22 protein-coding genes are annotated in these 23,006 nt (G+C 35.2%); 12 read left to right on the forward strand and 10 right to left on the reverse strand.

Annotated features, from left to right (window positions below; translation table 11 throughout):
- Nucleotides 1–122: 122 nt before the first annotated feature.
- Nucleotides 123–1,037: a DUF4349 domain-containing protein gene (locus tag BW983_RS17720; protein WP_076553214.1), complete on the reverse strand. Its 915-nt coding sequence runs from the start codon at nucleotides 1,035–1,037 to the stop codon at nucleotides 123–125.
- Between the two features lie 208 nt (nucleotides 1,038–1,245).
- On the opposite strand from BW983_RS17720, the gene BW983_RS17725 reads away from it, so the two are divergent.
- On the forward strand, nucleotides 1,246–2,604 hold the full coding sequence (locus BW983_RS17725) for an acyl-CoA dehydrogenase family protein (RefSeq protein WP_076553215.1): 1,359 nt from the start codon (nucleotides 1,246–1,248) through the stop codon (nucleotides 2,602–2,604).
- 27 nt (nucleotides 2,605–2,631) lie between these two features.
- Here the strand turns inward: BW983_RS17725 and BW983_RS17730 are convergent, their stop codons facing one another.
- The gene (locus BW983_RS17730; protein ID WP_076553216.1) at nucleotides 2,632–3,009 is read right to left on the reverse strand and encodes a MauE/DoxX family redox-associated membrane protein; all 378 of its coding nucleotides are present in this window, start codon (nucleotides 3,007–3,009) and stop codon (nucleotides 2,632–2,634) included.
- 154 nt (nucleotides 3,010–3,163) lie between these two features.
- Here BW983_RS17730 and BW983_RS17735 point away from each other — a divergent pair, with 154 nt between their 5' ends.
- Nucleotides 3,164–3,421, forward strand: coding sequence for a bacteriocin-like protein (locus BW983_RS17735; protein ID WP_076553217.1), 258 nt, complete (start codon nucleotides 3,164–3,166; stop codon nucleotides 3,419–3,421).
- Nucleotides 3,422–3,496: 75 nt separating this feature from the next.
- On the opposite strand, the gene BW983_RS17740 is transcribed toward BW983_RS17735, so the two are convergent.
- On the reverse strand, nucleotides 3,497–4,609 hold the full coding sequence (locus BW983_RS17740; protein WP_076553218.1) for an AI-2E family transporter: 1,113 nt from the start codon (nucleotides 4,607–4,609) through the stop codon (nucleotides 3,497–3,499).
- 194 nt (nucleotides 4,610–4,803) lie between these two features.
- Nucleotides 4,804–7,209, reverse strand: a complete 2,406-nt coding sequence (lon, locus tag BW983_RS17745; RefSeq protein ID WP_076553219.1) for an endopeptidase La — start codon at nucleotides 7,207–7,209, stop codon at nucleotides 4,804–4,806.
- A 261-nt stretch (nucleotides 7,210–7,470) separates the two neighbouring features.
- On the opposite strand from lon, the gene BW983_RS17750 reads away from it, so the two are divergent.
- From BW983_RS17750 to serS, 10 genes are all read left to right on the forward strand, one after another.
- Nucleotides 7,471–9,624 carry a peptidylprolyl isomerase gene (locus BW983_RS17750; RefSeq protein ID WP_076553220.1) on the forward strand — a complete coding sequence of 718 codons (2,154 nt, stop codon included), beginning with the start codon at nucleotides 7,471–7,473 and terminating at the stop codon, nucleotides 9,622–9,624.
- Nucleotides 9,625–9,751: 127 nt separating this feature from the next.
- Nucleotides 9,752–10,702 (forward strand): MlaD family protein, encoded by a 951-nt coding sequence (locus BW983_RS17755; protein ID WP_076553221.1) that lies wholly within the window; start codon nucleotides 9,752–9,754, stop codon nucleotides 10,700–10,702.
- An 8-nt stretch (nucleotides 10,703–10,710) separates the two neighbouring features.
- Nucleotides 10,711–12,039, forward strand: a complete 1,329-nt coding sequence (locus BW983_RS17760; RefSeq protein WP_076553222.1) for a 4Fe-4S dicluster domain-containing protein — start codon at nucleotides 10,711–10,713, stop codon at nucleotides 12,037–12,039.
- Between the two features lie 9 nt (nucleotides 12,040–12,048).
- On the forward strand, nucleotides 12,049–12,672 hold the full coding sequence (locus BW983_RS17765; RefSeq protein WP_076553223.1) for a hypothetical protein: 624 nt from the start codon (nucleotides 12,049–12,051) through the stop codon (nucleotides 12,670–12,672).
- The gene (locus BW983_RS17770; protein ID WP_076553224.1) at nucleotides 12,662–13,441 is read left to right on the forward strand and encodes a (Fe-S)-binding protein; all 780 of its coding nucleotides are present in this window, start codon (nucleotides 12,662–12,664) and stop codon (nucleotides 13,439–13,441) included. The genes BW983_RS17765 and BW983_RS17770 overlap by 11 nt, the downstream gene beginning before the upstream one ends.
- Before the next feature lie 104 nt (nucleotides 13,442–13,545).
- The gene (locus BW983_RS17775; protein ID WP_076553225.1) at nucleotides 13,546–14,034 is read left to right on the forward strand and encodes a hypothetical protein; all 489 of its coding nucleotides are present in this window, start codon (nucleotides 13,546–13,548) and stop codon (nucleotides 14,032–14,034) included.
- A 6-nt stretch (nucleotides 14,035–14,040) separates the two neighbouring features.
- Complete coding sequence (locus BW983_RS17780) at nucleotides 14,041–15,153, forward strand: glycosyltransferase (RefSeq protein WP_076553226.1); 1,113 nt, start codon at nucleotides 14,041–14,043, stop codon at nucleotides 15,151–15,153.
- A gap of 47 nt (nucleotides 15,154–15,200) precedes the next feature.
- A complete protein-coding gene (locus BW983_RS17785) occupies nucleotides 15,201–16,448 on the forward strand; it encodes an oligosaccharide flippase family protein (protein WP_076553227.1) in 1,248 nt (415 codons plus the stop codon).
- 14 nt (nucleotides 16,449–16,462) lie between these two features.
- Nucleotides 16,463–16,966: a hypothetical protein gene (locus BW983_RS17790; RefSeq protein WP_076553228.1), complete on the forward strand. Its 504-nt coding sequence runs from the start codon at nucleotides 16,463–16,465 to the stop codon at nucleotides 16,964–16,966.
- A 63-nt stretch (nucleotides 16,967–17,029) separates the two neighbouring features.
- Nucleotides 17,030–18,298 carry a serine--tRNA ligase gene (gene serS, locus BW983_RS17795; RefSeq protein WP_076553229.1) on the forward strand — a complete coding sequence of 423 codons (1,269 nt, stop codon included), beginning with the start codon at nucleotides 17,030–17,032 and terminating at the stop codon, nucleotides 18,296–18,298.
- 129 nt (nucleotides 18,299–18,427) lie between these two features.
- On the opposite strand, the gene BW983_RS17800 is transcribed toward serS, so the two are convergent.
- The 6 genes from BW983_RS17800 to BW983_RS17825 all read right to left on the reverse strand — a co-directional run bounded on the left by BW983_RS17800 (nucleotide 18,428) and on the right by BW983_RS17825 (nucleotide 23,004).
- Nucleotides 18,428–19,165, reverse strand: coding sequence for a hypothetical protein (locus tag BW983_RS17800; RefSeq protein ID WP_076553230.1), 738 nt, complete (start codon nucleotides 19,163–19,165; stop codon nucleotides 18,428–18,430).
- A gap of 18 nt (nucleotides 19,166–19,183) precedes the next feature.
- The gene (locus tag BW983_RS17805) at nucleotides 19,184–19,909 is read right to left on the reverse strand and encodes a sulfite exporter TauE/SafE family protein (RefSeq protein ID WP_076553231.1); all 726 of its coding nucleotides are present in this window, start codon (nucleotides 19,907–19,909) and stop codon (nucleotides 19,184–19,186) included.
- Nucleotides 19,900–20,352 carry a FixH family protein gene (locus tag BW983_RS17810; protein ID WP_076553232.1) on the reverse strand — a complete coding sequence of 151 codons (453 nt, stop codon included), beginning with the start codon at nucleotides 20,350–20,352 and terminating at the stop codon, nucleotides 19,900–19,902. The genes BW983_RS17805 and BW983_RS17810 overlap by 10 nt, the downstream gene beginning before the upstream one ends.
- Nucleotides 20,353–20,361: 9 nt before the next feature.
- Nucleotides 20,362–21,816: a cytochrome c oxidase accessory protein CcoG gene (ccoG, locus tag BW983_RS17815; protein ID WP_076553233.1), complete on the reverse strand. Its 1,455-nt coding sequence runs from the start codon at nucleotides 21,814–21,816 to the stop codon at nucleotides 20,362–20,364.
- Nucleotides 21,817–21,911: 95 nt separating this feature from the next.
- Nucleotides 21,912–22,793, reverse strand: a complete 882-nt coding sequence (locus BW983_RS17820) for a cbb3-type cytochrome c oxidase N-terminal domain-containing protein (RefSeq protein ID WP_076553234.1) — start codon at nucleotides 22,791–22,793, stop codon at nucleotides 21,912–21,914.
- A gap of 10 nt (nucleotides 22,794–22,803) precedes the next feature.
- Nucleotides 22,804–23,004: a cbb3-type cytochrome c oxidase subunit 3 gene (locus tag BW983_RS17825; protein ID WP_076553235.1), complete on the reverse strand. Its 201-nt coding sequence runs from the start codon at nucleotides 23,002–23,004 to the stop codon at nucleotides 22,804–22,806.
- Between the last annotated feature and the right edge of the window lie 2 nt (nucleotides 23,005–23,006).

Below are 23,006 nucleotides of genomic sequence, written 5' to 3' on the forward strand. Positions count from 1 at the left end.
TAAACAGTAGGTAAGGGTGGTGTTATAATCGTTACAGTTTTTTTTGAAAAAAATAAAAACCTCCCGGAAACAGGAGGTTGTAAAATCTAAAATTATGATGATAACCATTTGGTTAGATGTGTTTAATCTTGGCTTTTTGGAGGTTCAGGTCTTACTGCTTTTCTTTTTCTAAAAAAATAAACCAGTGCTCCTGCAATGATTAAAATTGGCCAGATATTGATGAGTCCCACAATAATTTTCTGAATTAAATAAAAGCCGAATACAAACCCATCTTTTGCATCGTAGATAAAATTGTATCTGTATTTATTGTCAATACTTTTTGTATTGGTGACTGCAATTTCTGCAATGCGAAGCTTAGGTTCCTTGATATAAATGTCAACAGTACTGTATTTAAGGTGATCAGCCATATTCATTACATTGAGTTTTTGAAGATTACCTTCAGCCATGTTGTCATTGTCAAGTGCTACTTTGTCTTTATTCGTTTTGATCTTTTCAATATTTTCAGAAGTCTGTTGATTTCTCTTCGCTTCCAATTCCGAATATTTAATATTGGCAGTAACGTCCTCCGCATTAATGGATCTTGAATTAAGAAATAATTTATTGGTATTGATTGAGGTTAAGAAATCACCCAGTTTTTCAGTAGGAACGCGTACCTGCATCGTATTTTCTGTCTGATATTTCTTAATCAGCATTGCTTCCGTATCAGAAGTATTGTACGTTTCCTCAGACATTACATTACTGTGAAGATTGCTTTTGGTAACAAAACCCCCAAGCTCCTGAACAGACTTTTCAATGGAAATGGTTGCATTATAAACATCCTTCACTTCCATATTGATATCTGCCGTTTTGATAAACTTTTTATCTTTTACTTCCATGCTGGCAGCAGAGGAAATACTGTCTGCTATTGTTGCTGCTGCGGAGTCTGCAACTTCATAACTTTTAAGTTCACTTTCGGAAGACGAATCCATTTTTTTACATGAATAAATTCCTAATAAAAGAACTGCTGATAATGATAATTTGATGTAAGTCGTTTTCATAGTGTAAGATTTTGAGATTTTGCTTGAGTCAAAGTTCAGAAAGGATCCTTTGTAACATTTGAAAATTGGACGTAAAAAACTTGTAAAGGCTATTTTGTATTTTAATTATTTGTATATCAGTGATTTGTAAAACAATGGAAAATATATGTGTTTGCTTTCGGAGTAATTTTTGCTTATCTTTTTACAAACCAAAATCACAATTATCATTATGTCAAATACCTTTTCTAAAATCAGAAACGCAATCGGACTGTTTACTTCCATAGATTTCGATCAACTAAGTGCCATTTCTCAAAAAGTAGATTTGCCTAAACTGATGCATAATTTTTCAAAACTAGACGATAAACAACTCTCCGGGCTTATGAAAATGTTAGATACCGATAAGAAAAAGAAAGAACTTCCTCCTGTGGATGGTGATTTTTATGACATCTACCATACTTTAAGTCCTGAACAAAGAGAGATTCAGTTGAAAGTAAGAGCTTTTATGGAAAAAGAAGTAAAACCTTTAGTGAATCATTACTGGCTAAGAGACGAATTTCCTTTTGAATTGATCCCTAAGTTTCAAAAACTGGATATCTGTGGCGTTACCTACGAAGGATATGGCTGTCCAGGAATGCCTTTTCTCATGGAAGGAGTTATTGCGATGGAGATGGCAAGAATTGATGCTTCTATTGCTACTTTTTTCGGAGTACAATCCGGGTTGGCAATGGGTTCTATCTACATTTGTGGTTCGGAAGAACAGAAACAAAAGTGGCTTCCTCAAATGCAGAAATTTGAAAAAATAGGAGCTTTTGGATTGACAGAACCGGAAGTAGGTTCAGGAGCCGCAGGCGGACTTACCGTAACGTGTAAAAAAACAGAAGAAGGCTGGGTTTTAAATGGGCAGAAAAAATGGATAGGAAATGCAACCTTTGCTGATCTGGTGATTATTTGGGCTAGAGATTTGGATAGTGGGGAAGTAAAAGGCTTTATTGTAGAAAAAGATAATCCAGGATATTCTGTGGAGAAAATTAAAGGGAAAATGGCTCTTCGTATTGTTCAAAACGGATTGATTACGCTGAAAGACTGTATCGTTACAGAAGAAAACCGCTTACAGAACGCCAATTCATTTAAAGATACAGGAAAAGTACTGAGAATGACAAGAGCCGGAGTGGCATGGATGGCAACGGGATGTGCAAGAGGTGCTTATGAAAGTGCATTAGCTTATACCCGCACCCGCGAGCAATTTGGAAAACCTATTGCTTCGTTTCAGATGATTCAGGGGCATTTGGTAGAAATGTTATCCAATCTTACAGCAATGCAGACCATGGTGTTCAGGCTGTCTGAAATGCAGGATGAAGGTATTTTAAAAGACGAACATGCATCCTTGGCAAAAGTATTCTGTACTTTAAGAACACGTGATATTGTTTCAAGAGCGCGAGAAGTAATGGGTGGAAACGGGATTCTTCTTGAATATGATGTTGCAAGATTTGTAGCAGATGCTGAAGCTATTTACTCTTATGAAGGAACAAAAGAAATCAACTCGCTCATCGTAGGACGATCGATTACGGGATTCAGTGCATTTGTGTAGATAATTAAATAGGAGGCTTGGCTCTTTTTATCCAACTAAAGCTTTGTATTTCTCTCTATTGTCAATCAATATCCAGATATTAATCACAAATAATATCCCGGAGATGCAAATACCTGTGGTGGATGGATCTCTGTATACATTATGAATTAAGATTCCTGTCAATACAGGCAGAATAATGATAGCACCTAATGCTCTTGTTTTGGGAAAGATAAATAATAGCCCTCCGATTACTTCTACAATTCCCACTAATGGCAATAGCCATCCGATTTCTCCGAATGCAGCATAGATTTTCATTTGTGCCTCAGTAAGCGGAGGAACAGGGTTGTAATGAAAGAATTTGTCTAATCCTGCATTAATAAACATAACTCCAAATAAAAGGCAAATGATGAGTTTTAAGATTTTCATAATAAATATTTTATATCAAATGTAAAATAAAAATGCAGTTTTATTATGATTTAATAAATGAAAAATAAAATTATTTATGTTAATGATAGGTTAATATTCGGTTTTGCATAGTTTTATTATTTATATTTGATTACAAACTAAACTCATAACTATTATGTTGAAAAATCTTAAAAAACTAGATCGTACAGATTTGAGAGAAATTCAGGGAGGAGGTCGTATTGACCAATGTGATATCGGACCAGTTGGTTGTCCGTGTAAAATTCCACCAGGTGATCCTTGTTTAGGAGGTGGCGGTGGTCCTGGAGGAGGAACAGATCCTAACCTTGGATATTGTCATGACAATCAATCTTACATTCCTTGTAATGAAGTGTGCCCGAATGGAATGAGCCCACTTTGTGCATGGGGTGTATAAGAGATAGAATAAAACAAGGCTGCTTGAAAAAGCAGCCTTGTTTATGTTTGATAATTAAGTATCTCATTACCGGATCTAGTCCATTTCTTTCAATGTTATGTTCTTTGAAATCTTATAACTTTTCTTCTTCTTATTAGGCTTTTCTTCCTCACCAAGTAATTTACCCCACGGTCTTAGATCATCTACTCTTTCAAAGATAATTTTTATGATAGCAATCGCGGGAATACATAAAAACATTCCTGCAATTCCCCAAAGGTGTTCTCCCAACAGGATACCAAGAAAAGAAAATAAAGCATTGATCTTTACTTTTGACCCTACAACAAACGGTAAAACAATATTACCATCTACAGCGTGTACCGCAATATATCCCATTGCTACATAAATACAGGTTGACGGGCTGGAAGTTGCAAAAGCAATAAAACATGAAATCAAAAGAGAGATGAAGATTCCCAGATAAGGTATCACATTTAAAAGACCTGTAAGCACAGCCAGAAGTATGGCATATTTCACTCCTAAAACAGTAAGAACAATCGAGGTTAAGATTGATACAATAATCACCTGAAGAAATAGTCCGAAGATATATTTCTTGGTCATAACACGAATCTCATTTATAGCTTCCTGTACACTTGATTTATGTCTTTCATTGAAAACAGTAACAATAAAATTATTTAAAAGTCTTCTGTAATTTAAAATAAAGATGAAAAACAAAGTAAAGAAGATGATAAAACCAAAGCCGGTTGAAAATATCCCGAAAGTAAAACCAAGGATTGCTCCTGACGAAGATAAAAGTTTATTCAGCCCCTGATTGATATAATCTACCTGCTCATCCACTTTTACATTAAACGTTTTCGAAACCCAATGCTGAAGACCCTCAAATACTGTTGTAAATTGCTCTCTGAGATGAGGAATGTCCTTGCTGAAATCAGATAGCTGATTTGTGAAAAAATAAATGATCCCACTTAAAATGATCAGCATGATGAAAACAGAAGTCATCGTTGAGACAGATCTGGGAAATCTTAATTTTCTTTCCATGAAAGTAGCTGCAGGCAAAAACAGCATCGCCATTAAAAATGCCAGGAAAAAAGGAGCTAAAATGCTTTGTCCCAATGCTAAAAGATAGCCAAGTCCAATGATTGAAATAACAACCAGTGTGAGCTTGACAAGGAAAGGAAGTCTAAGAAAATTCATAATCTAAAATCTGCAGTGTGGAATAAAAATAAGAAAAACCTAGTGAACTGAAGTATTTTTTATTCAAACACTATGGATTTTTTATTTCTGGTTATCAAATTTCATTCCTAACTGTGGTGTAAATAATGCAGAAACACGTTCTGATATTCAAAACGTGTTTCTTTATTGAGAAGTTGATATGTTAATAAGTTGATTTATTTTTCAATGGCGATTTCTATCACCTCTTCCATTCTGCTGACGTAGTGTACTTTCAGATTCTTTAAATAATCTTTTTTGATTTCTTCTACATCTTTTCTGTTAGCCTCACAAAGAATTACATCCTTTACTCCGGCTCTGGTAGCAGCAAGAAGTTTCTCCTTAATTCCGCCTACAGGAAGTACTTTTCCTCTTAAAGTAATCTCTCCGGTCATGGCAAGATGTGGTTTTATCTTTTTATTTTTAAAAGAAGAAACCATAGACGTTAGCATGGCAATACCCGCAGAAGGTCCGTCTTTAGGAGTAGCACCTTCAGGAACGTGAACGTGAATGTTTTTCTTGTCCAAATCTTCCTGAGCGATTCCCAGTTCATCATGTTTAGCTTTAATGTATTCCAAAGCAATTGTTGCAGATTCCTTCATTACAGTTCCCAGATTTCCGGTCATTGTTAAAGCTCCTTTTCCGTTGCTTAAAATACTTTCAATATATAAAATGTCACCTCCCACACTTGTCCATGCAAGACCAGTAACTACACCGGGAACTCCTGTGATTTCAGATAAACTTTTTGGTCTCGGAACTCCAAGAATTTCGTCTACCTTTTCAAGAGATATTTTTGGATCGTATTCTTTAACTAAAGCCGTCTGTAAAGCTACCCATCTTGCAATGGAAGCAATTCTTTTTTCTAAAGCTCTTACGCCACTTTCGGAAGTGTGAGCTTCAATAATATGTTTAAGTTCAGGGTTTCCAAGCTTGAATGACTTAGCATCCAAACCATTTTCTTCCTGTTGTTTTTTAATTAGATGTCTCTTAGCAATCTCAATTTTTTCCTCCAATGTATATCCTGCAATCTGGATGATTTCCGTTCTGTCCAAAAGAGGAGTCTGGATCGTCGAAAGAGAGTTTGCGGTAGCGATAAACATTACTTTTGATAGGTCGTAGCCCATTTCAAGGAAATTGTCATAAAAAGACTTATTTTGTTCTGGATCAAGAACTTCCAAAAGTGCAGAGCTTGGATCTCCATGAAGACCTTGTCCGATTTTATCGATCTCATCAAGAACAATTACCGGATTCGAGGTTCCGGATTTTTTGATAGACTGCAAAATTCTTCCAGCCATCGCACCGATATATGTTTTTCTATGTCCGCGGATTTCACTTTCGTCATGTAACCCACCTAAAGATAATCTTACATATTTTCTTCCTAAAGAATCAGCAATAGACTTTCCTAATGAAGTTTTACCCACTCCCGGAGGTCCTACTAATAGTAAAATAGGAGATTTCATGTTGTTTTTTAATTTTAAAACAGCCATGTGCTCCAATATTCTTTTCTTGATATCCTCTAATCCGAAATGAGCTTTATCTAAAACTTTTTCAGCCTTAGCAATATCAAAAATATCTTTAGTATAAGTTTCCCACGGAAGATCTGTAAAGAAATCAAGATAGTTTCTCTGTACATTATAATCCGGAGAATTTGGGTTCTGACGCTGTAATCTGCCAATTTCTTTTTGGAAATGATCTTCTACTTCCTGGTTCCATTTTTTTGTTTTTGCCTTGATAATCAAATCCTCAATGTCACTTTCAGGACCGCCGCCCAATTCTTCCTGAATAGTTCTGATCTGTTGATTCAGGAAATATTCTCTTTGCTGCTTGTCAAGATCCTTTGAGGTTTTCTGGTGAATCTGGTTTCTCAGTTCCAGTTTTCTGAAATCCTCGTGCATCATTTCATAGCACTTATTCGCTCTTTCCATCATGCTTTTCTCTTCAAGCAGCTTTTGCTTTTCAAGGGATGGGAAGCTAGCGTTAGTACAGATAAAATTCAGCAGATCATCATTGTTATTGATGTTTTTGATCGCAAAATTAGCAGCATTGGGAATGTTAGGATCAAGCTCAATGATTTTTAGAGCAAGGTCCTTGATGTTTTCCAGTAATGCTTCATACTCTTCCTGATTTTTAGGCTTTGTATCCTTTAGTTTTGAGATTTCAGCCTTAAAATATGGTAGGGTGTCAACAATTTTTTTGATCTTAAACCTATGAAAACCTTTAGTGATAGCTGTAATATTACCTTCAGGCAGCTTTATAATTTTAATGATCTTTGCCAGTGTTCCTGTAGTATAAATATCCTTCTCGGTAGGCTGTTCAAGATCCGAATTTTTCTGGCTTACAATTCCAATAAAATCTCCGTTTTTCTGCGCTTCCTCAAGAAGTTGTATTGATGTTTTTCTTCCTGCAGTAATGGGAATCACCACATTAGGGAACATAACCATATTTCTTACAGGAAGTATAGGGAATATTTTCTGTTCGGAATTTTTATCAGTCTCCGCAAAGTCGGAAAGATTGATCTCTTCAGTTACGATATCAAATCCGTCGCTGATCATTTCTTCTAAACTAATATCTTCAAATTCTGTCATAATGAATCAAATGACAAATTGTCATTTTCGTTTTTAGTCGTTATAGGAATTTTTTAATAATAAGCCCTGAAAACGTGTGGCATATTATAATACAGTAAAATGCACAATACTTATGCCATTTGTTTTTTGCTAAAAAATATGGTCAAAATTTCCTTTTTTTAATAATCTTTAGGATTTAAAGTTAAAATAAAGAACTTCTGTTTCTCTAATTTCTTAAAAATGTGTATTTTCGCAAACTGATAAAAAACTATAATTTATAAAATGGCAATTTTAGGACAGATTAGGAGTAAGCCTTGGCTTTTAATGGGAGTAATAGCCTTAGCGCTTTTGGCGTTCTTGGTGAACCCAGATAGTATCGACAAGGTTTTTGGTAAGAATCCTGATGTTTTAGGAAAAGTAAATGGTGATAAAATCACCCGCGAAGAGTTCAATGATCAGCTTTTCGTGCTGCAGCAACAGGCTGAGCAACAAGGTCGTCCAAAAAATGGTCTTGAAGAGCAGGCTTGGCAGTTACTTGTACAATCTAAGCTTATCAAGCAACAGTTTGAGAAATTGGGCTTTGAAATGACTGATGATTATTTCTGGAACCAAATCCAGTATGATCAGATGTTCGCTCAAAATCAACAGTTCTTTGATGAGAAAGGTAATTTTAAAACTCAAGAGCTTAAAAAAGAAATTGAAACATTACAAAGCACCAATCCTCAAGGATATGCTCAATGGTTAAAGACAAGAAAAACAATTGAGTACAGATTGATGGCTAGACAGGTGTTTACCAATATTTCAGCAGGTATTACCACAGGTAAAAAAGAAGCTGAAGAATTGATGAAGGAAAGAGATCAGCTTGCTGACATCGACTTTGTAAAAGTAGATTACGCTGCATATCTTCAGAAAACAAAGATCAATGTATCTACAGAAGATCTTGCAAACTACATCAAGCAGCATCCGGTAATGTTCAAAGCCGAGCCTAGCAGAAATATCGGAATTGTATATTTCCCTTCTAAACCAAGTGCAGCAGATGATGCAGCAGCTTTAAAGGAGATTACAAAACTATACTCAGGAGGAACAGATGCAAGTGGAGGAGCTGAAAACTTCCAGAATACAAAGAACGACTCTATGTTTGTTACAGCAAACTCAGATATGCCGTTCAATCCTCAATATGTAACGCCTACGCAATTGCCTGCAACTATACAAGGTCAGATCGCAACTGCTGCGGTAGGACAGACATTTGGTCCATATAAAGAACAAAACTTTTATGTAGTTTCTAAACTTGTAAACAAGAAGACTTCAGATTCTACATTATCTAGACATATTCTTATTGCTTTCAAAGGAAGCCCTGCAGGAGAAGGAGTAACAAGATCTAAAGAACAAGCTAAAAAATTAGCAGACTCTATCGGAGCAGTAGTAAAAGCTACACCAGCTAAATTTACTGAGTTCCTTAAACTTTCTAACGATCCAAATTCTGCGGCTCAAGGAGGTAGCTTAGGATGGACAACACCAGAAACACCTTTTGTACCGGAATTCCTTACCTATTTAGCAAACAATCCTAAAGGAGCAACAGGAGTAGTAGAAACTCAGTTCGGTTATCATATCATCAATATTGAAGATAAGAAGTCCGGATCTATGGGATATAAAGTGGCGAACCTTGTGAAGGAAATCAAAGCTTCAGATGCTACAGAAACTGAGACAGACAGAAATGCGAAGAAATTCATTCAGCAAATTCAAGGAAAATCATTTAATGATTTCGTGAATGTGGCTAAGAAAGATAACTATCAATTCACTAATCCAAAAGCAGCAAAAAGATTTGAAGGTCAGCTTCAGGGCTTAGGTACTGAAAAAGACGGAGAAATTCTTGCTTGGGCTTTTGATAAGAAAAGATCTAAAGGGGATACTGAATTATTTATAGTAGACGGAACAGGAGATAGAATTGTAGTATATCTTAACGGAAAACAGGAAGCTGGTCTTGCAGATCCTGAATCTGTAAGAGATCAGATTGAAGTAATTGTTAAAAATAAATTGGCTGCAAAACAAATTTCTGATAAAATTGCAGGCGCAAAAGCTTCAAACTTAGATCAGATTGCAAAATTGTTTGCTACGTCAAAACAATCAGCTCAGGTAAACATGTTGAGCCCTTCAGTTGCAGGAGCTATGGAACCTAAAGTTGCAGGAGCTGCATTCGGTGTTGCGAAAGGTAAACTTTCTAACCCGGTTGAAGGTGGAACAGGAGTTTATGTACTGATCAAAAAATCAGAAACTGTAAACAAACAGCCTGGTGACCTTAAGCAGTTCACAGAGTCTATTAATCAAAGAAATGCAGGAATGTTCGGGCAGGCTTGGATGAAGAGCCTTCAGGATAATGCAGATATTGAAGATTATAGAATCGAGATCTGGAACAAGGTAGGAAACCAACAACAATAAGAGATTCATCTCAATAATATAAAAGCGACAAATTTATTTGTCGCTTTTTTTGTATTTAACGCAGAATAATAAAGGAAAAGATTTATTTAAAATGTACTATATTTGCTTATTAGAAAAAAATTAGCAAGTGAAGTTCAGTAAAGAATTAAAAGCTGGTGTGATTGCACTTCTAGCTATCGTAGGCTTTGTGGTGTTGTTTCAATTTATGAAAGGGAAGAGCCTTTTTACTACCGACAATATATTTTACGCAAAATATGACAACGTAGAAGGTCTTGCACAGTCTTCAGCGGTCTCTATCAACGGTCTTAAAGTAGGGCAGGTTGATAAAATTATACCCCAAACAGCAAAGGATGGTAAAATTAGTTTTGTTGTAAAAATTACAATTGATAACAAATTTGAATTCTCAAAAAACTCTACGCTGGAAATCTTTGAACCTGGATTAATGTCAGGTAAAGAAATGAGAGTAAATCTTATGTACGGAGGCGTTACAGCAAAAGATGGGGATACATTACAGGGAGCCTTTAAACTGGGTATGATGGGAAGTCTTTCTTCTCAGGTAGGTCCGGTGAAAGATCAGCTACAAAGTGTATTACACAGAGTAGATTCCCTTATGGCGAATGCCAATCAAATTGTGGATGCACAAAACAGAGCGGAGATCAAAGCTTTATTATCCAATCTTAATAAAACAGTGGGAGCATTACAAACAACTGCCGGAAATGTAAATAGTCTGGTAGGGCACAATGATCCTAAACTTCAGAAAGTATTGGATGATGCAAGTCTTACGATGCAAAGTGGAAAGGTAACATTAGATAAATATGGAAACCTTGCACAAAGCATTGATACAAAACAATTGAATGCAACCATTGCAAATCTGGATGCTACTGTTGGAAAACTGAATCAGGTAATTGGTGGAATAGACAAAGGAGAAGGAAGTTTAGGTAAACTGATGAAGGATGAACAACTATACAATAATCTGAATTCTGCATCTTCCAATTTGAATTCATTGATTGAAGATATGAAAGCGAATCCGAAGAGATACATCAATTTCTCGGTTTTCGGTAAAAACAATAAAGACTAATACCCCTTATGCAGTACATCGATAACATTATTTTCCTGATTTTATTAGTTGCCGGATTTGGATTATTTGCCAAAAGCCTGCTGAAAATCTATAGAAATATCAGGTTAGGTCACGAAATCAATAGAAACGACAGGAAATCAGAACGCTGGAGTACCATGGCAAGAGTTGCTATGGGACAAAGCAAGATGGTAAAACGACCTGTTGCCGGGATTTTGCACCTTTTCGTGTACGTAGGTTTTGTCATTATCAATATTGAGCTTATTGAAATCATAGTTGATGGAGTATTCGGAACTCATCGTTTTCTGGCTTCGGTTTTCGGAAACGGATTTTATAGCTTCTTTACAGCAACATTAGAAGTTCTAGCACTTCTTGTTGTAATTGGAGTAGTGGTGTTTTTCATCAGAAGAAACTTTTATGGTGTTAAAAGACTAACCATGAAAGAACTTTTTGGATGGCCAAAATATGATGCAAACTGGATTCTTATCATCGAATTCGCATTAATGATGGCTTTCTTTAAAATGAATGCTGCAGATTTCATACTACAGCAAAGAGGTTTATTAGCAGAGCATGGAAGCTTTCCGATCAGTTCAGCAGTATTAGGACCTATTTTCAGTGGGTTTAGTGACGGATTCTTACACTTTACAGAAAAAGGAGCCTGGTGGTTTCACTTTGTAGGAATTCTTTTCTTCATGAATTATCTTTATTATTCAAAACACTTACACATTATATTGGCTTTCCCAAGCACATGGTATGCAAACCTTGAGAAAAAAGGGAAATTCAATAACCTTGATTCTGTAACAAAAGAAATCAAATTAATGATGGATCCTAACGCTGACCCTTATGCCGCTCCGGCTGAAGGTGCTGAGGCAGATACTCCATCTAAATTTGGTGCTGAAGATATTTTTGACCTTAATCAGGTACAATTGCTTAATGCTTATTCATGTACAGAGTGTGGTCGTTGTACTTCCGTTTGCCCGGCAAACATTACCGGTAAAAAACTTTCTCCAAGATTGATCTTAATGAAAACGAGAGACAGATTGGAAGAAGTTGGAAGAAATATCGATAAAAACGGAAAATTTGTTGATGACGGTAAAAAACTGTTGAACGACTATATCACCAAAGAAGAACTTTGGGCGTGTACTACATGTAATGCTTGTACAGATGCTTGTCCGGTATTGCTGGATCCATTATCTATCATCTTCGAAATGAGAAGATTCCTTGTGATGGAACAGTCTGCAGCACCACAGGAACTAAACCTGATGATGACAAACGTTGAAAACAATGCTGCACCTTGGCAGTATAATCAAGCAGACCGTCTGAATTGGGCTAACGATTAATATCCTGTCATGAAAAAACTGATTTCCATATTTCTGTTCATCTTTTCAGGTCTTCTATTGGCGCAATCTGCTGATCAAAAAAAGATTCTTGAAGATTCCAAAAAATTCATGTCTTTGTTTGAAAATAAAAACTATGAAGGGATGATGGATTTAACGCATCCTGCAATTTTTGAAAAAATTGACAGAAAAATTCTGACGGATACTTTTAATAAAATGTTTGAAGGAAATGATGAGTTTAAAATGGAGCTCTTAAGTTCAAACAATGATGTATTTAATGTCTCAGATATTTTTACTGCTCAGGACAATACCAAATATGCATTCAGTTCTTATCCCATGAAAATGAAAATGATCTTTTTGAAAGAGAAATTTGATGAGGAAAAACAGAAGATGATGATTGGGATGATGGAAGCTCAGGGCATGAATGCAAAATTTATAAACGATACAACCTTGGAAATGAGTAAGCTGAGTATGATTTTGGCACTCAATGACAAAACCACTGGAAATACATGGAAGTATCTTAACTATGACGAAGCTAATCCTTTATATATTTCAATCGTACCTGTAGAGGTAATGAAAAAAGCTAAGGAATACTATGCTAATTTATTAATTAAACAAAAAGAAAATGCAAATTAAAACAATGGCAGAATATGCTGCCGAAGGAAGATCCCCGGAAGTTTTATTTTGGGTTGGATGTGCTGGGAGCTTTGATGACCGTGCCAAAAAAATTACAAAAGCATTTTGCAAGATATTAAATAAGATAGGAGTTGAATTTGCAGTTCTGGGACAGGAAGAAAGCTGTACCGGAGATCCTGCAAAAAGAGCTGGAAACGAATTCGTTTTTCAGATGATGGCACTTACCAATATCGAAGTTTTGAATGCTTACGAAGTTAAAAAGATTGTAACGGCTTGCCCACACTGTTTCAATACCCTTAAAAATGAATATCCAAGTTTAGGTGGAAACTTTGATGTAGTTCACCATACCCAATTCCTGAAAACCTTAATGGAAGAAGGAAGATTGAAAATTGAAGGTGGGGCATTCAAAGGTAAAAAAATCACATTCCATGATCCATGTTACCTTGGAAGAGCTAATGATGAGTATGAAGCACCAAGACTATTGCTTGAAAAACTGGATGCTGAGCTTGTAGAAATGAAGCGTTGCAGAACGAACGGTCTTTGCTGTGGAGCAGGAGGAGCACAGATGTTTAAAGAACCTGAAAAAGGAAATAAAGACATCAACATCGAAAGAACAGAGGAAGCTTTATCTTTCGAGCCTGAAGTAATTGCAACAGGTTGCCCATTCTGTAATACAATGATGACAGACGGTGTGAAACACTTCAATAAAAATACTGAAGTAGCTGTAAAAGATATTGTGGAACTTCTTGCTGAAGCAGACGATTTATAAAGATTCTCTTTACCATATAAACAGAAACTCAAGCCTTGGCTTGGGTTTTTGTGCATTATAAACTCAGGAATATTTCGTAATTTTATCCTTTAAATTGAAAGGATATGAAAATCGAAGAATCCAACATTGTAGAAACTAACGACTACAGAGTTATTATATACCCGGCATCAAGACCATTTGAAACAAAAGAAGCAAAAGCAATTACAGAAAAACTGTTTGATTTTCTTGCAACTTGGGCTGCTCACGGGAAACCACTTTCTTCTTCTTTTAAAATTGAAAAAAATCAATTCATTATCGTATGTGTAGATGAAGAGAAAGAAATGGCTTCAGGATGTAGTATCGATGCTTTAGGGAAGATTATGAGAGAAATAGATGAAGAGTATCAGCTAGGTCTTTTTGACAGAATGAAAGCAAGCTTTATTGAAAACGGAGAAGTGAAAACATTGAAGCTTATCGATTTTAAAACAAAGATCAGAAATGGCGAACTTTCAAAAGATATCGAAGTATTTGATTTTTCTAAAAACACTTACCTGGATTTCTTAAGTCATTTCGTGTTACCATTTGAAAAAAGCTGGGCTTCCTCCATAAAATAATTTCTATTGAAAATTCTTTTTATATCCTCATGGTTCCCAAATAGGCTTGAACCTACTAACGGTAACTTTGTACAGCGTCATGCAGAAGCTGTAGCATCTTTACATGAGGTTGAAATACTGCATACCCTTGGAGATCCTGCTCAAGAGGAAGAATTTATACTTGATGATAAAAAGATCAATGGAATAAGAACATTGATTGTATATTATAAAAGCTCCAAAAATCCAATTCTGAATTTCAGAAGCAGAATGCTTGCGTACCAGAAAGGTTTCTCACAATTGCAGAAGCCGGATCTGGTACACGCAAATATTCTACACAGTTCAATGTTTTTTGCTGTTTATTTAAAAGAACAGTATAAAATTCCTTTTGTGATTTCAGAACACTGGTCTGGTTTTCTTGAAGTGAACAGATCAAAACTTTCCTTTACCAATATACTCACAGCACGATTTATTGCCCGTAAAGCAGCGTATTTACTGCCTGTAAGTAATATTCTGATGGATAACCTTAAAAATCTTAAAATAGGTAAAAATAAACAGGTAATTGGAAACGTTGTGAATACAGAGCTATTTATTCCTAAAAAAGAACCCAACACAACTTTTACATTCCTTCATATCTCCAATCTTATTCCGCTTAAAAATCCTGATGCTATGATTGAAGCTGCAGTTCGATTGAGAAATGAATTCCAGAATTTTGAATTTCATATAGGAGGAGATGGAGATGTTGCAAGACTGAATAAACTTATAGATAAACATAACGCGAAAAGTTATATCAAGACTTTCGGAGAAATTTCCCATAAAGATGTTGCCATGAAGATGAGAAAAAGTGACTGTTTTGTCCTTTTCAGTGATTATGAAAGCTTCTCTTGTGTACTTCTCGAGTCATTATCTTCAGGAGTTCCGGTAATCGCGACCAGAGTAGGAGCAATCCCTGAAATTGTCAGTGAAAATCATGGAATTGTTATTGATAAATCCGAAGAAGAACTTTACACAGCAATGAAAAAAATGCTATCCGGAAACTATAAAACAGATTCTAAAGAAGAACTACACAGGTATGTTGCAGAAAAGTTTTCGATGGCAGCGATCGCCAAAGAATTTAATGAAATCTATAAAAAATTGGTTTAAATCCGTTATAAATTCAAAATAGGTTGATTCCCTGTTGATAACATACAATGAAAAGCTTAAAGGATTTTATCAGTGCATTTTTTGCCAACAAAGGTCAGCACGTATTTCTGTCCCTGTTGATAACAAAGATATGTGCTTTTTCGGGTTCGCTTTTCATGATCAGAATTTTACCGGAAAAAGATTTTGGCTTACTGAGTATTGTGGCTTCGGTTTTTGCCATTTTTGCACCTTTCAGTGGATTTGGAAGTCCTCAAAGTTTGATCAGATTTGGATCTTTGAGCAGTTCTGAAGAAGAAAAAGAACAACTTTCAAGCTATCTTTTCAGGAAAGGCTTTTTATATCAGGTGATTTTAAGTGTGATATTCTTTTTATTGGCTTTCGTATATGTAAGTCATTATCATCATATCTTTTATATATTTTTCTTCTTTACCGTTCGTCTGCTAGGTTTTTACTTTTTGACACATATACAGGCAGATCGTCGTATGTTTTTGAAGAACAAAGAATTTGCCATGGTGAATAATGTTGTCAATATCTCAGGGCTGGTAATGATGATTGTCTTTTCCATGCTTTGGGGATTGTATGGATATTTAATTGCGAATGCTATTTCTCCCTTTCTTTCTCTGTTTTGGTTTAAAAAATTATCATGGAAGACCGTAAACTTTTCTCTCAAATTCACGAAAAAAGAAATATGGAGTTTTGCTTTACATGCATCCGTAACCGCTTTATTATCTGATGCTTTCTTCTCTGCAGACATACTTCTTCTGAATTATTTTAAAAATGAAAGCGTTGTAGCCAATTATAAAGTAGCATTGCTGATTCCTGCAAACATTACCTTTCTGGCACTTTCTTTTATGCAGAGTGATTATCCGGTAATTGCTAAAAACTATCGTAATAAGTCCTTTTTGACGAATTATATTATTAATTATTATAAAATTTTCATTCCTATTTCCTTTGTAATCTTGATTTCTGGAAGTCTTTTAAATACTTTTATAATTAAGATCTTTTTTGGAAAACAATATATTGATAATGCATTTGCTTTTACATTATTACTTGGAGTGTTTTGTGGGAGTATGTTGCTAAGAAATCTCTATGGAAATATGTTGTCAGCGGTAGGTTTAATGAAAAGAAATACTTTTTATTCAATTCTTTCATTGATCTTATTAGCAATATTTTCTTACGTTTGGGTTCCACAGTATGGTGTTGTAGGAATGGCTGTTTCTTTGGGAACTGCTTTAACTCTGGTAGGATTTTTAATGATGTTTTCATTTTTCACTTATCTTAGAAAGTTGAAATAAATTATCTTTGCGCTATGAGAAACATTGTTTTTGGAATATTAGTGATTGTTTTTGCACTGACAAGCTGTAGTCAGGATGATGAATCTTTGCAAAGAATTGATCAGGTATTGAATATCTATATGAAATCAACAACCAATCAGGATTTGTTGAACGCCAAAAAAAACGGTTCTTACAGCAGTTTTTCTGTTAATGATTTTTTAGGTGACAAAGATGACTCTCCAGTGAATACGTTTGCGCTTAAAATGAGACAGGATTCTACGTATTATCTGGAATATATAGCAGGGGCAAAAAGAAAAAAGTTTGATTCTGCAGGAACTACTTACTATTCAAGAATGAGGGTTACTCTAACGAAAACCGTTGATAATAAACCTGAGTCAACTATAGATACTCTTGAAATTCATTATCGTAATTCTCCAAATTTATTTCAGGTTTCAAAAGTTTTTTACAATAAAAAACCTGTATTTTCGAAGGAAGCGGATAATCCGGCTTGGATTAATAACGTTACTATCACAAAATAATTTTAAATTTGTAAAATTGTTAGCTTATATTAAGCTAAATATAATATTTAACATCTAAATAAAATGTTACAAGTCAATTTTTTACGCGACAATAAGGAACGCGTTTTAGAAGGTCTTAAAAAAAGACAATTCAAGAATCTTGAGTTGGTAGATGAAGCTATTGCTACTGACGAAGAAAGAAAAAGAATCCAATTTGAATTAGATTCCCAGCTTTCCGAGATCAATAAAATCTCCAAGGAAATTGGACTTTTAATGAAGGAAGGAAAGAAAGAAGAGGCGGAATCAGCAAAATCTAAAACAGCACAGTACAAATCGTCGAGTTCAGAATTGAAAACTCAACTGGAAGTAAAGGAAACAGAATTATTGAATATTTTGTATCAACTTCCAAACATTCCAAATGAATTGGTGAAAAACGGTGCTTCTGCGGATGATAATGAGAATATTTTCCAGTCTCATACAGTAGAAGGTCTTGGTGAAGGTGCTATTCCTCACTGGGAACTTGCTAAGAAATATAACCTTATCGATTTTGAATTAGGAGTAAAAATCGCTGGGGCAGGTTTTCCTGTTTATTTAGGAAAAGGTGCAAGATTACAAAGAGCATTGGTTCAGTATTTCCTTGACAAAAATGTTGAAAAAGGATATACAGAAGTTAACCCGCCTCACGTTGTGAATGAAGCATCTGGTTTTGGAACAGGACAATTACCTGATAAAGAAGGACAAATGTATTATATCAACGAAGATAATTTATATTTGATTCCTACTGCTGAAGTTCCTGTAACGAACCTTTACCGTGATGTTTTATTGGATGAAAAAGATCTTCCAATTAAGAATACAGCTTTTTCTCAATGTTACAGAAGAGAAGCTGGAAGTTACGGGGCTCACGTAAGAGGTTTGAATCGTCTTCACCAATTTGAAAAAGTAGAGATTGTAAGAATTGAAAAACCTGAAAATTCTTATGCTGTTTTGGAAGAAATGGTAGAGCATATCAAAGAAATCCTTACAGATCTTGAGCTTCCTTTCAGAGTGTTGAGACTTTGTGGTGGTGATACAGGTTTTGCGGCTGCAATGACCTATGATTTTGAAGTATGGAGTGCTGCACAGGAAATGTGGTTAGAAGTAAGTTCAGTGTCAAACTTTGAGACGTTCCAGGCGAACAGATTAAAGTGCCGTTACAAAGCTGATGGGAAATCTCAACTGGTTCACACACTAAACGGATCTGCAATGGCATTGCCAAGAATCATGGCTGCGTTACTTGAAAATAACCAGACTGCGGAAGGTATCAAGCTTCCTAAGAAGATTGCTGAATATGCAAGATTTGATCTGATTAACTAAGAATACATTTATAAGTATATATAATCCTCTTTCAGTTTTGGAAGAGGATTTTTAAATCTGGATATTAAAACTTTTCGAAGAGTAATGAATAAAAAATAAACCTCTCTGATATTCAGAGAGGTTTATTTTTTATTCTGTTACAACAATTATTTTCTTATCTGCATTTTTAAGCTTTGTATCTTTATCATACTTTGCTTTGATATCATAATCAATCTTTATAGTATACTCATCAATTTGTTGCAGCCAATCATGTTTTCCAGTAACGGATTTAATTTTGTTCTCAAACTTAAGTATAGTAGTGATTCCTTTTAAGAAGGTTGTCATCATACTTGCTACATTCTGTGAGTCTGCAGATCCTTTTGCTGACATTGCCCCTTCAAAATATTTTAGATTAAAGTTTTCAGTGTCAATTGTAAGTGTTTTTCCATCCCATAGGTTAAATATATTCTGTTCAACGGGTATTTTCTCCTTTTGGGTATAATTAATAAGCTGCTGATAGTCATTTTGAGTTAGATTCTCGGTTTTTAAAGAGAGACCTGTAGGCTGATCATTTTCTTTGTTAGATTTCATGAAGATCTTTTTCATGATTCTGATATGATCAGGATTTGTAGTCTTTTTTTCTTTATTTTTTTGTTCTAGTTCGTAAAGACTTGTCCAGGTAGAAGGAAACTTGTTCATATCGCTGAACTCATTGTCATTTTTTAAAGAATCGGGAGTCATTGCTTTCATCTCAGAGATGAATTGTTTCATATCAATATCAGTAACAGATGATGACGTGGCATTCTTGTGATAGACAATTTCAGAATTGATGCTACAGGATTGTAGTACAAAAAGGCTTATTAAAAATAATAAAATACTTTTATTCATGGTAGATGTAAATTCTGTTTAATGACAGTTGACAGATTCATTAAGACCTTTTGAAACAGTCATAGATTCAGCTTTAGGAGAAACGTAAGGAATTCCTAATTCTAAACCTCTAAGGATGAAAAGACCTCCTAAAATGATCATGATGATCGGAACAGCTTTTAAAATTTTTGTTCTGAAAGCCTGATTCATGAGATTTCCAGCCAAAACGATGGCAAACATGAAAGGAAGGGTTCCCAAGCCAAATAAAGCCATATATAAAGCTCCCTGCCATATTCCTCCACCTGCAAGACTTGCGGTAAGTGCCATATAAACCATTCCGCAGGGTAAAAAGCCATTTAGAATACCTGTAGTAAATCTGGAACGGTAATCCGCTTTTTGAAGTACACGTCCAAGATTCGTTTTTACAGAATATAAAAACTTGGATAAAAAGGGAATCTTCGAAGCAAAATCCTTTCCTCCAAATGAAAATACAGCCATAATGATAAGCAAAACACCTGCAGTAATGGTCAGGTACTTCTGAAAGCCAGCCATCTCGAACCCTTGACCTATAATTCCTAAAAGGGCACCTAATAATGAATAGGTAAAGATCCTTCCAAATTGGTAGGTAAGATTTTGAAGATAAAAATTGGCAGCCTGTTTTTTAGTTAATCCCATCGATAAAGCAATAGGTCCGCACATTCCGATACAGTGAAAACCGGAAGCAAAGCCTAAAGCAATAGCCGATACAATAAGTCCTATTTCCATATCACGTCATAATCCATTCGATAGTCTGTTTTGTCTTTTGTCCAACTCAATCTTAAGGTATAGTTACCCATTTTCAATACCTGTGCAGGGATTATAAAAGTATGGTTGGCATCAAGATCTACAGATTTTTTGATGTCTAAATTCTGGTCGTCGGTTCTGTTTAAAACAAATTTTACCGTAGTATTAGAAGTTGTATTTTCTTGTGGAAAAGTGATTTTAATTCCATTAGTATCCTGGCTGTATACAGGTTTTTCCTGTAGTTCGTCAGCTCTTTTCTTAGCATCAATTACATCCTGGTACTGTAATTCTTCTTCGTAATAATTATCTGTTACCATTTCAGAGTTCTTTTGCCCGTTCGGGAATAGAAACATCATGGATAATATAAAAACTATGAATGCAAATAATGCAATTACAACACCGTGTCCCCAACTAAAGTTCTTCATTTCTTTTAATTAAAATTGTAGTTTGAATGGTCCTTCAAAATATGTCTGATAAGAATCCACAAGGTTTCCTTTCATATCGTAAACCCCGATTGTGATATTCTGTTTGGAAAGTTTCATTTCATCTTCTGGGAAGCTGATATTAATGGTTCCCTTGGAAATTTTATCTCTGTCTACCTGAATTTTACTCGATGCACTGTAAGTGATCTCACCATGAGCAGGAGCAATTACTTTAATGGTAACGATTTTCTTCTCGTTGGTTTTATTCAGGAATGTGTAATTATACGTATTGATAATTTGTCCTTCTTTTACAAAGAATGTACTTCCGGCAGGTTTAATGAATTTTGCTTCCATTTCACCTCGGCTGTAAAGAAGATATCCTAAGAAGCCTACTAAAAGAAATAAGAATACCGTGAATCCTTTCATTCTTCCTGTAAATTTAAAAGGAATTTCTTTTTCAATCTCGTTTTCAGAAGCATATCTGATTAATCCTTTTGGAAGACCTACTTTCTCCATTACTTCATCGCAGGCATCTATACAAGCTGTACAGTTGATACATTCCAGCTGCTGCCCGTCTCTGATATCGATTCCTGTAGGACAAACTACCACACACTGATGACAATCGATACAATCTCCTTTTCCGGCTGCTTTTCTATCTTCTCCTTTTCTCCATTTTGATCTGTTTTCTCCTCTTTTGAAGTCATAGAAAACATTGATGGTATCTTTATCAATCAATACGCCCTGAAGTCTTCCGTATGGACAAACCAATGTACATACCTGTTCTCTGAACCATGCAAATACAAAGTAAAAGGCAGCGGTAAGAAGAATCATTACAATAAAATTGGTAGGATGTGCAAAAGGTCCTTCCGATACAATTTTGAATACCTCTTCATAGCCCACGATATACATGAACATGAAGTGAGTAATGATTAATGAAATAACAATATAAACAGACCATTTTAGAGTTCTTTTCCAGATCTTTTCGCTGTTCCACTCCTGTCTGTCCAGCTTCATTTGCTTGTTTCGGTCACCTTCAATCAGATATTCTATTTTACGGAAGATCGATTCCATAAAAATTGTCTGAGGGCAAATCCACCCGCAGAAAATTCTTCCGAATGCAATCGTAAAAACGATAATAAAAATTAAAGATGCGATGGCACCTAAAGTAAGGATAAAAAAGTCTTGTGGATAGAAAGGCTGTCCAAAGATGAAAAATTCTCTGTCTATTACATTGAACAATAACAATGGATTACCATTGATTTTGATAAATGGTAGTGAGAAATAAATAATTAATAGTAGATAGCTTACAATGTTTCTATAGTTGGTGTATTTCCCTTTTGGTTTTCTAGGGAATACCCATCTTCTTTTACCGGATTGCTCCATTGTCCCTATAGAATCTCTGTAAGTCTCAGGGTCCAGAACCTGTCCCTGTCCGCCGCGTACTTCTATTTCTTCTATGTCTGACATATTGTAATGTGTTTAAAAAAGAAAAAACATAATTCGTTACTATTTTTAAGGTAATAACAAATTATGTTTTTTTCATATGTTTCTAATTTTCTAAATTATTCTTTTTCCCAATGTGCTTCAGTTCCTTGAGGAGCAGCTCCTCCTTGAGCCTGAGTCACTGGTGGTAATTCCTGGTTAATGTGATATACATACGCTGCAATCTTTTCAATTTCAGCTCCAGAAACTTCTCCGTTCTTACCAAATGCTCTCATCGCAGGGTTAGTAGGAGAACCGTTCCAGTCCATATGGAATACGTTCTTGAATAAAGTCTTCTCTGGCATATTGATCCAATAGTTATCAGTAAGGTTTGGTCCAATACCTCCACTACCGTCTTCTTTGTGACAAGATGCACAGTTTGTTTTGAATAATTCTTTACCATCTGCAATGTTATCAGCTGAATACTTAGCTGTTTCAATTGTTACAGGTGGTTGCTCGCTTTCATATTTTGCAATGCTAGCCATTTGCTCTTTGTATTCCTTTTCATATTCGCTTAACGGGTGAGCGAAATCTGTAAATGAATAAGCGGCAATATATACAATACAAAAAGCAGTCCCAAAGTAGAATAAACCTACCCACCATTTTGGTAATTGATTATCCAACTCCATGATTCCATCGAATCCGTGGTCGATAAGGATATCTTTTTCCTCTGTATCAGATTGCTTTTTGAATGCTGCAGCATACATTCTTTTGAAGAAAGGTATTTTCTTTTCAGCTAGATAAGCAGCTTTCTCTTCCGGAGATAATTTTTTGAATTTGTTGTTTTCAATCAAATCTCCAATAGCACTGTGGATGAAGGCAAGAATACTTCCAATCACAACAGTTCCCCAGAAGTAAGGCGAAGCTAGGAACGCGTAGCTCTGCACAAACAAATAATAAAAAACTATTAAAAGTCCGATTATTATCAAGATGTTTACAACAACAGGTGTTCTTTGTTTCATAAAAAATAGTTTAATTTTTTAAATTAAAATCGTCGTCTTCATCCTCTCCAAGGGGAGCTTCTTCTTCCTCTTTGTAATATTTCTTAGGCTTGCTAAAAACATAAATTATCAGAGCAACGAAGAACAGCATAAAGAAAATCAGAGCCAGTGTCTGGTAGAAGCCAGCATTTTCTGTATTGGATAATATATCTTTAAAATTCTGAGGAATCATAC

The organism is Chryseobacterium ureilyticum (genome assembly GCF_900156735.1).
Lineage (GTDB): Bacteria > Bacteroidota > Bacteroidia > Flavobacteriales > Weeksellaceae > Chryseobacterium > Chryseobacterium ureilyticum.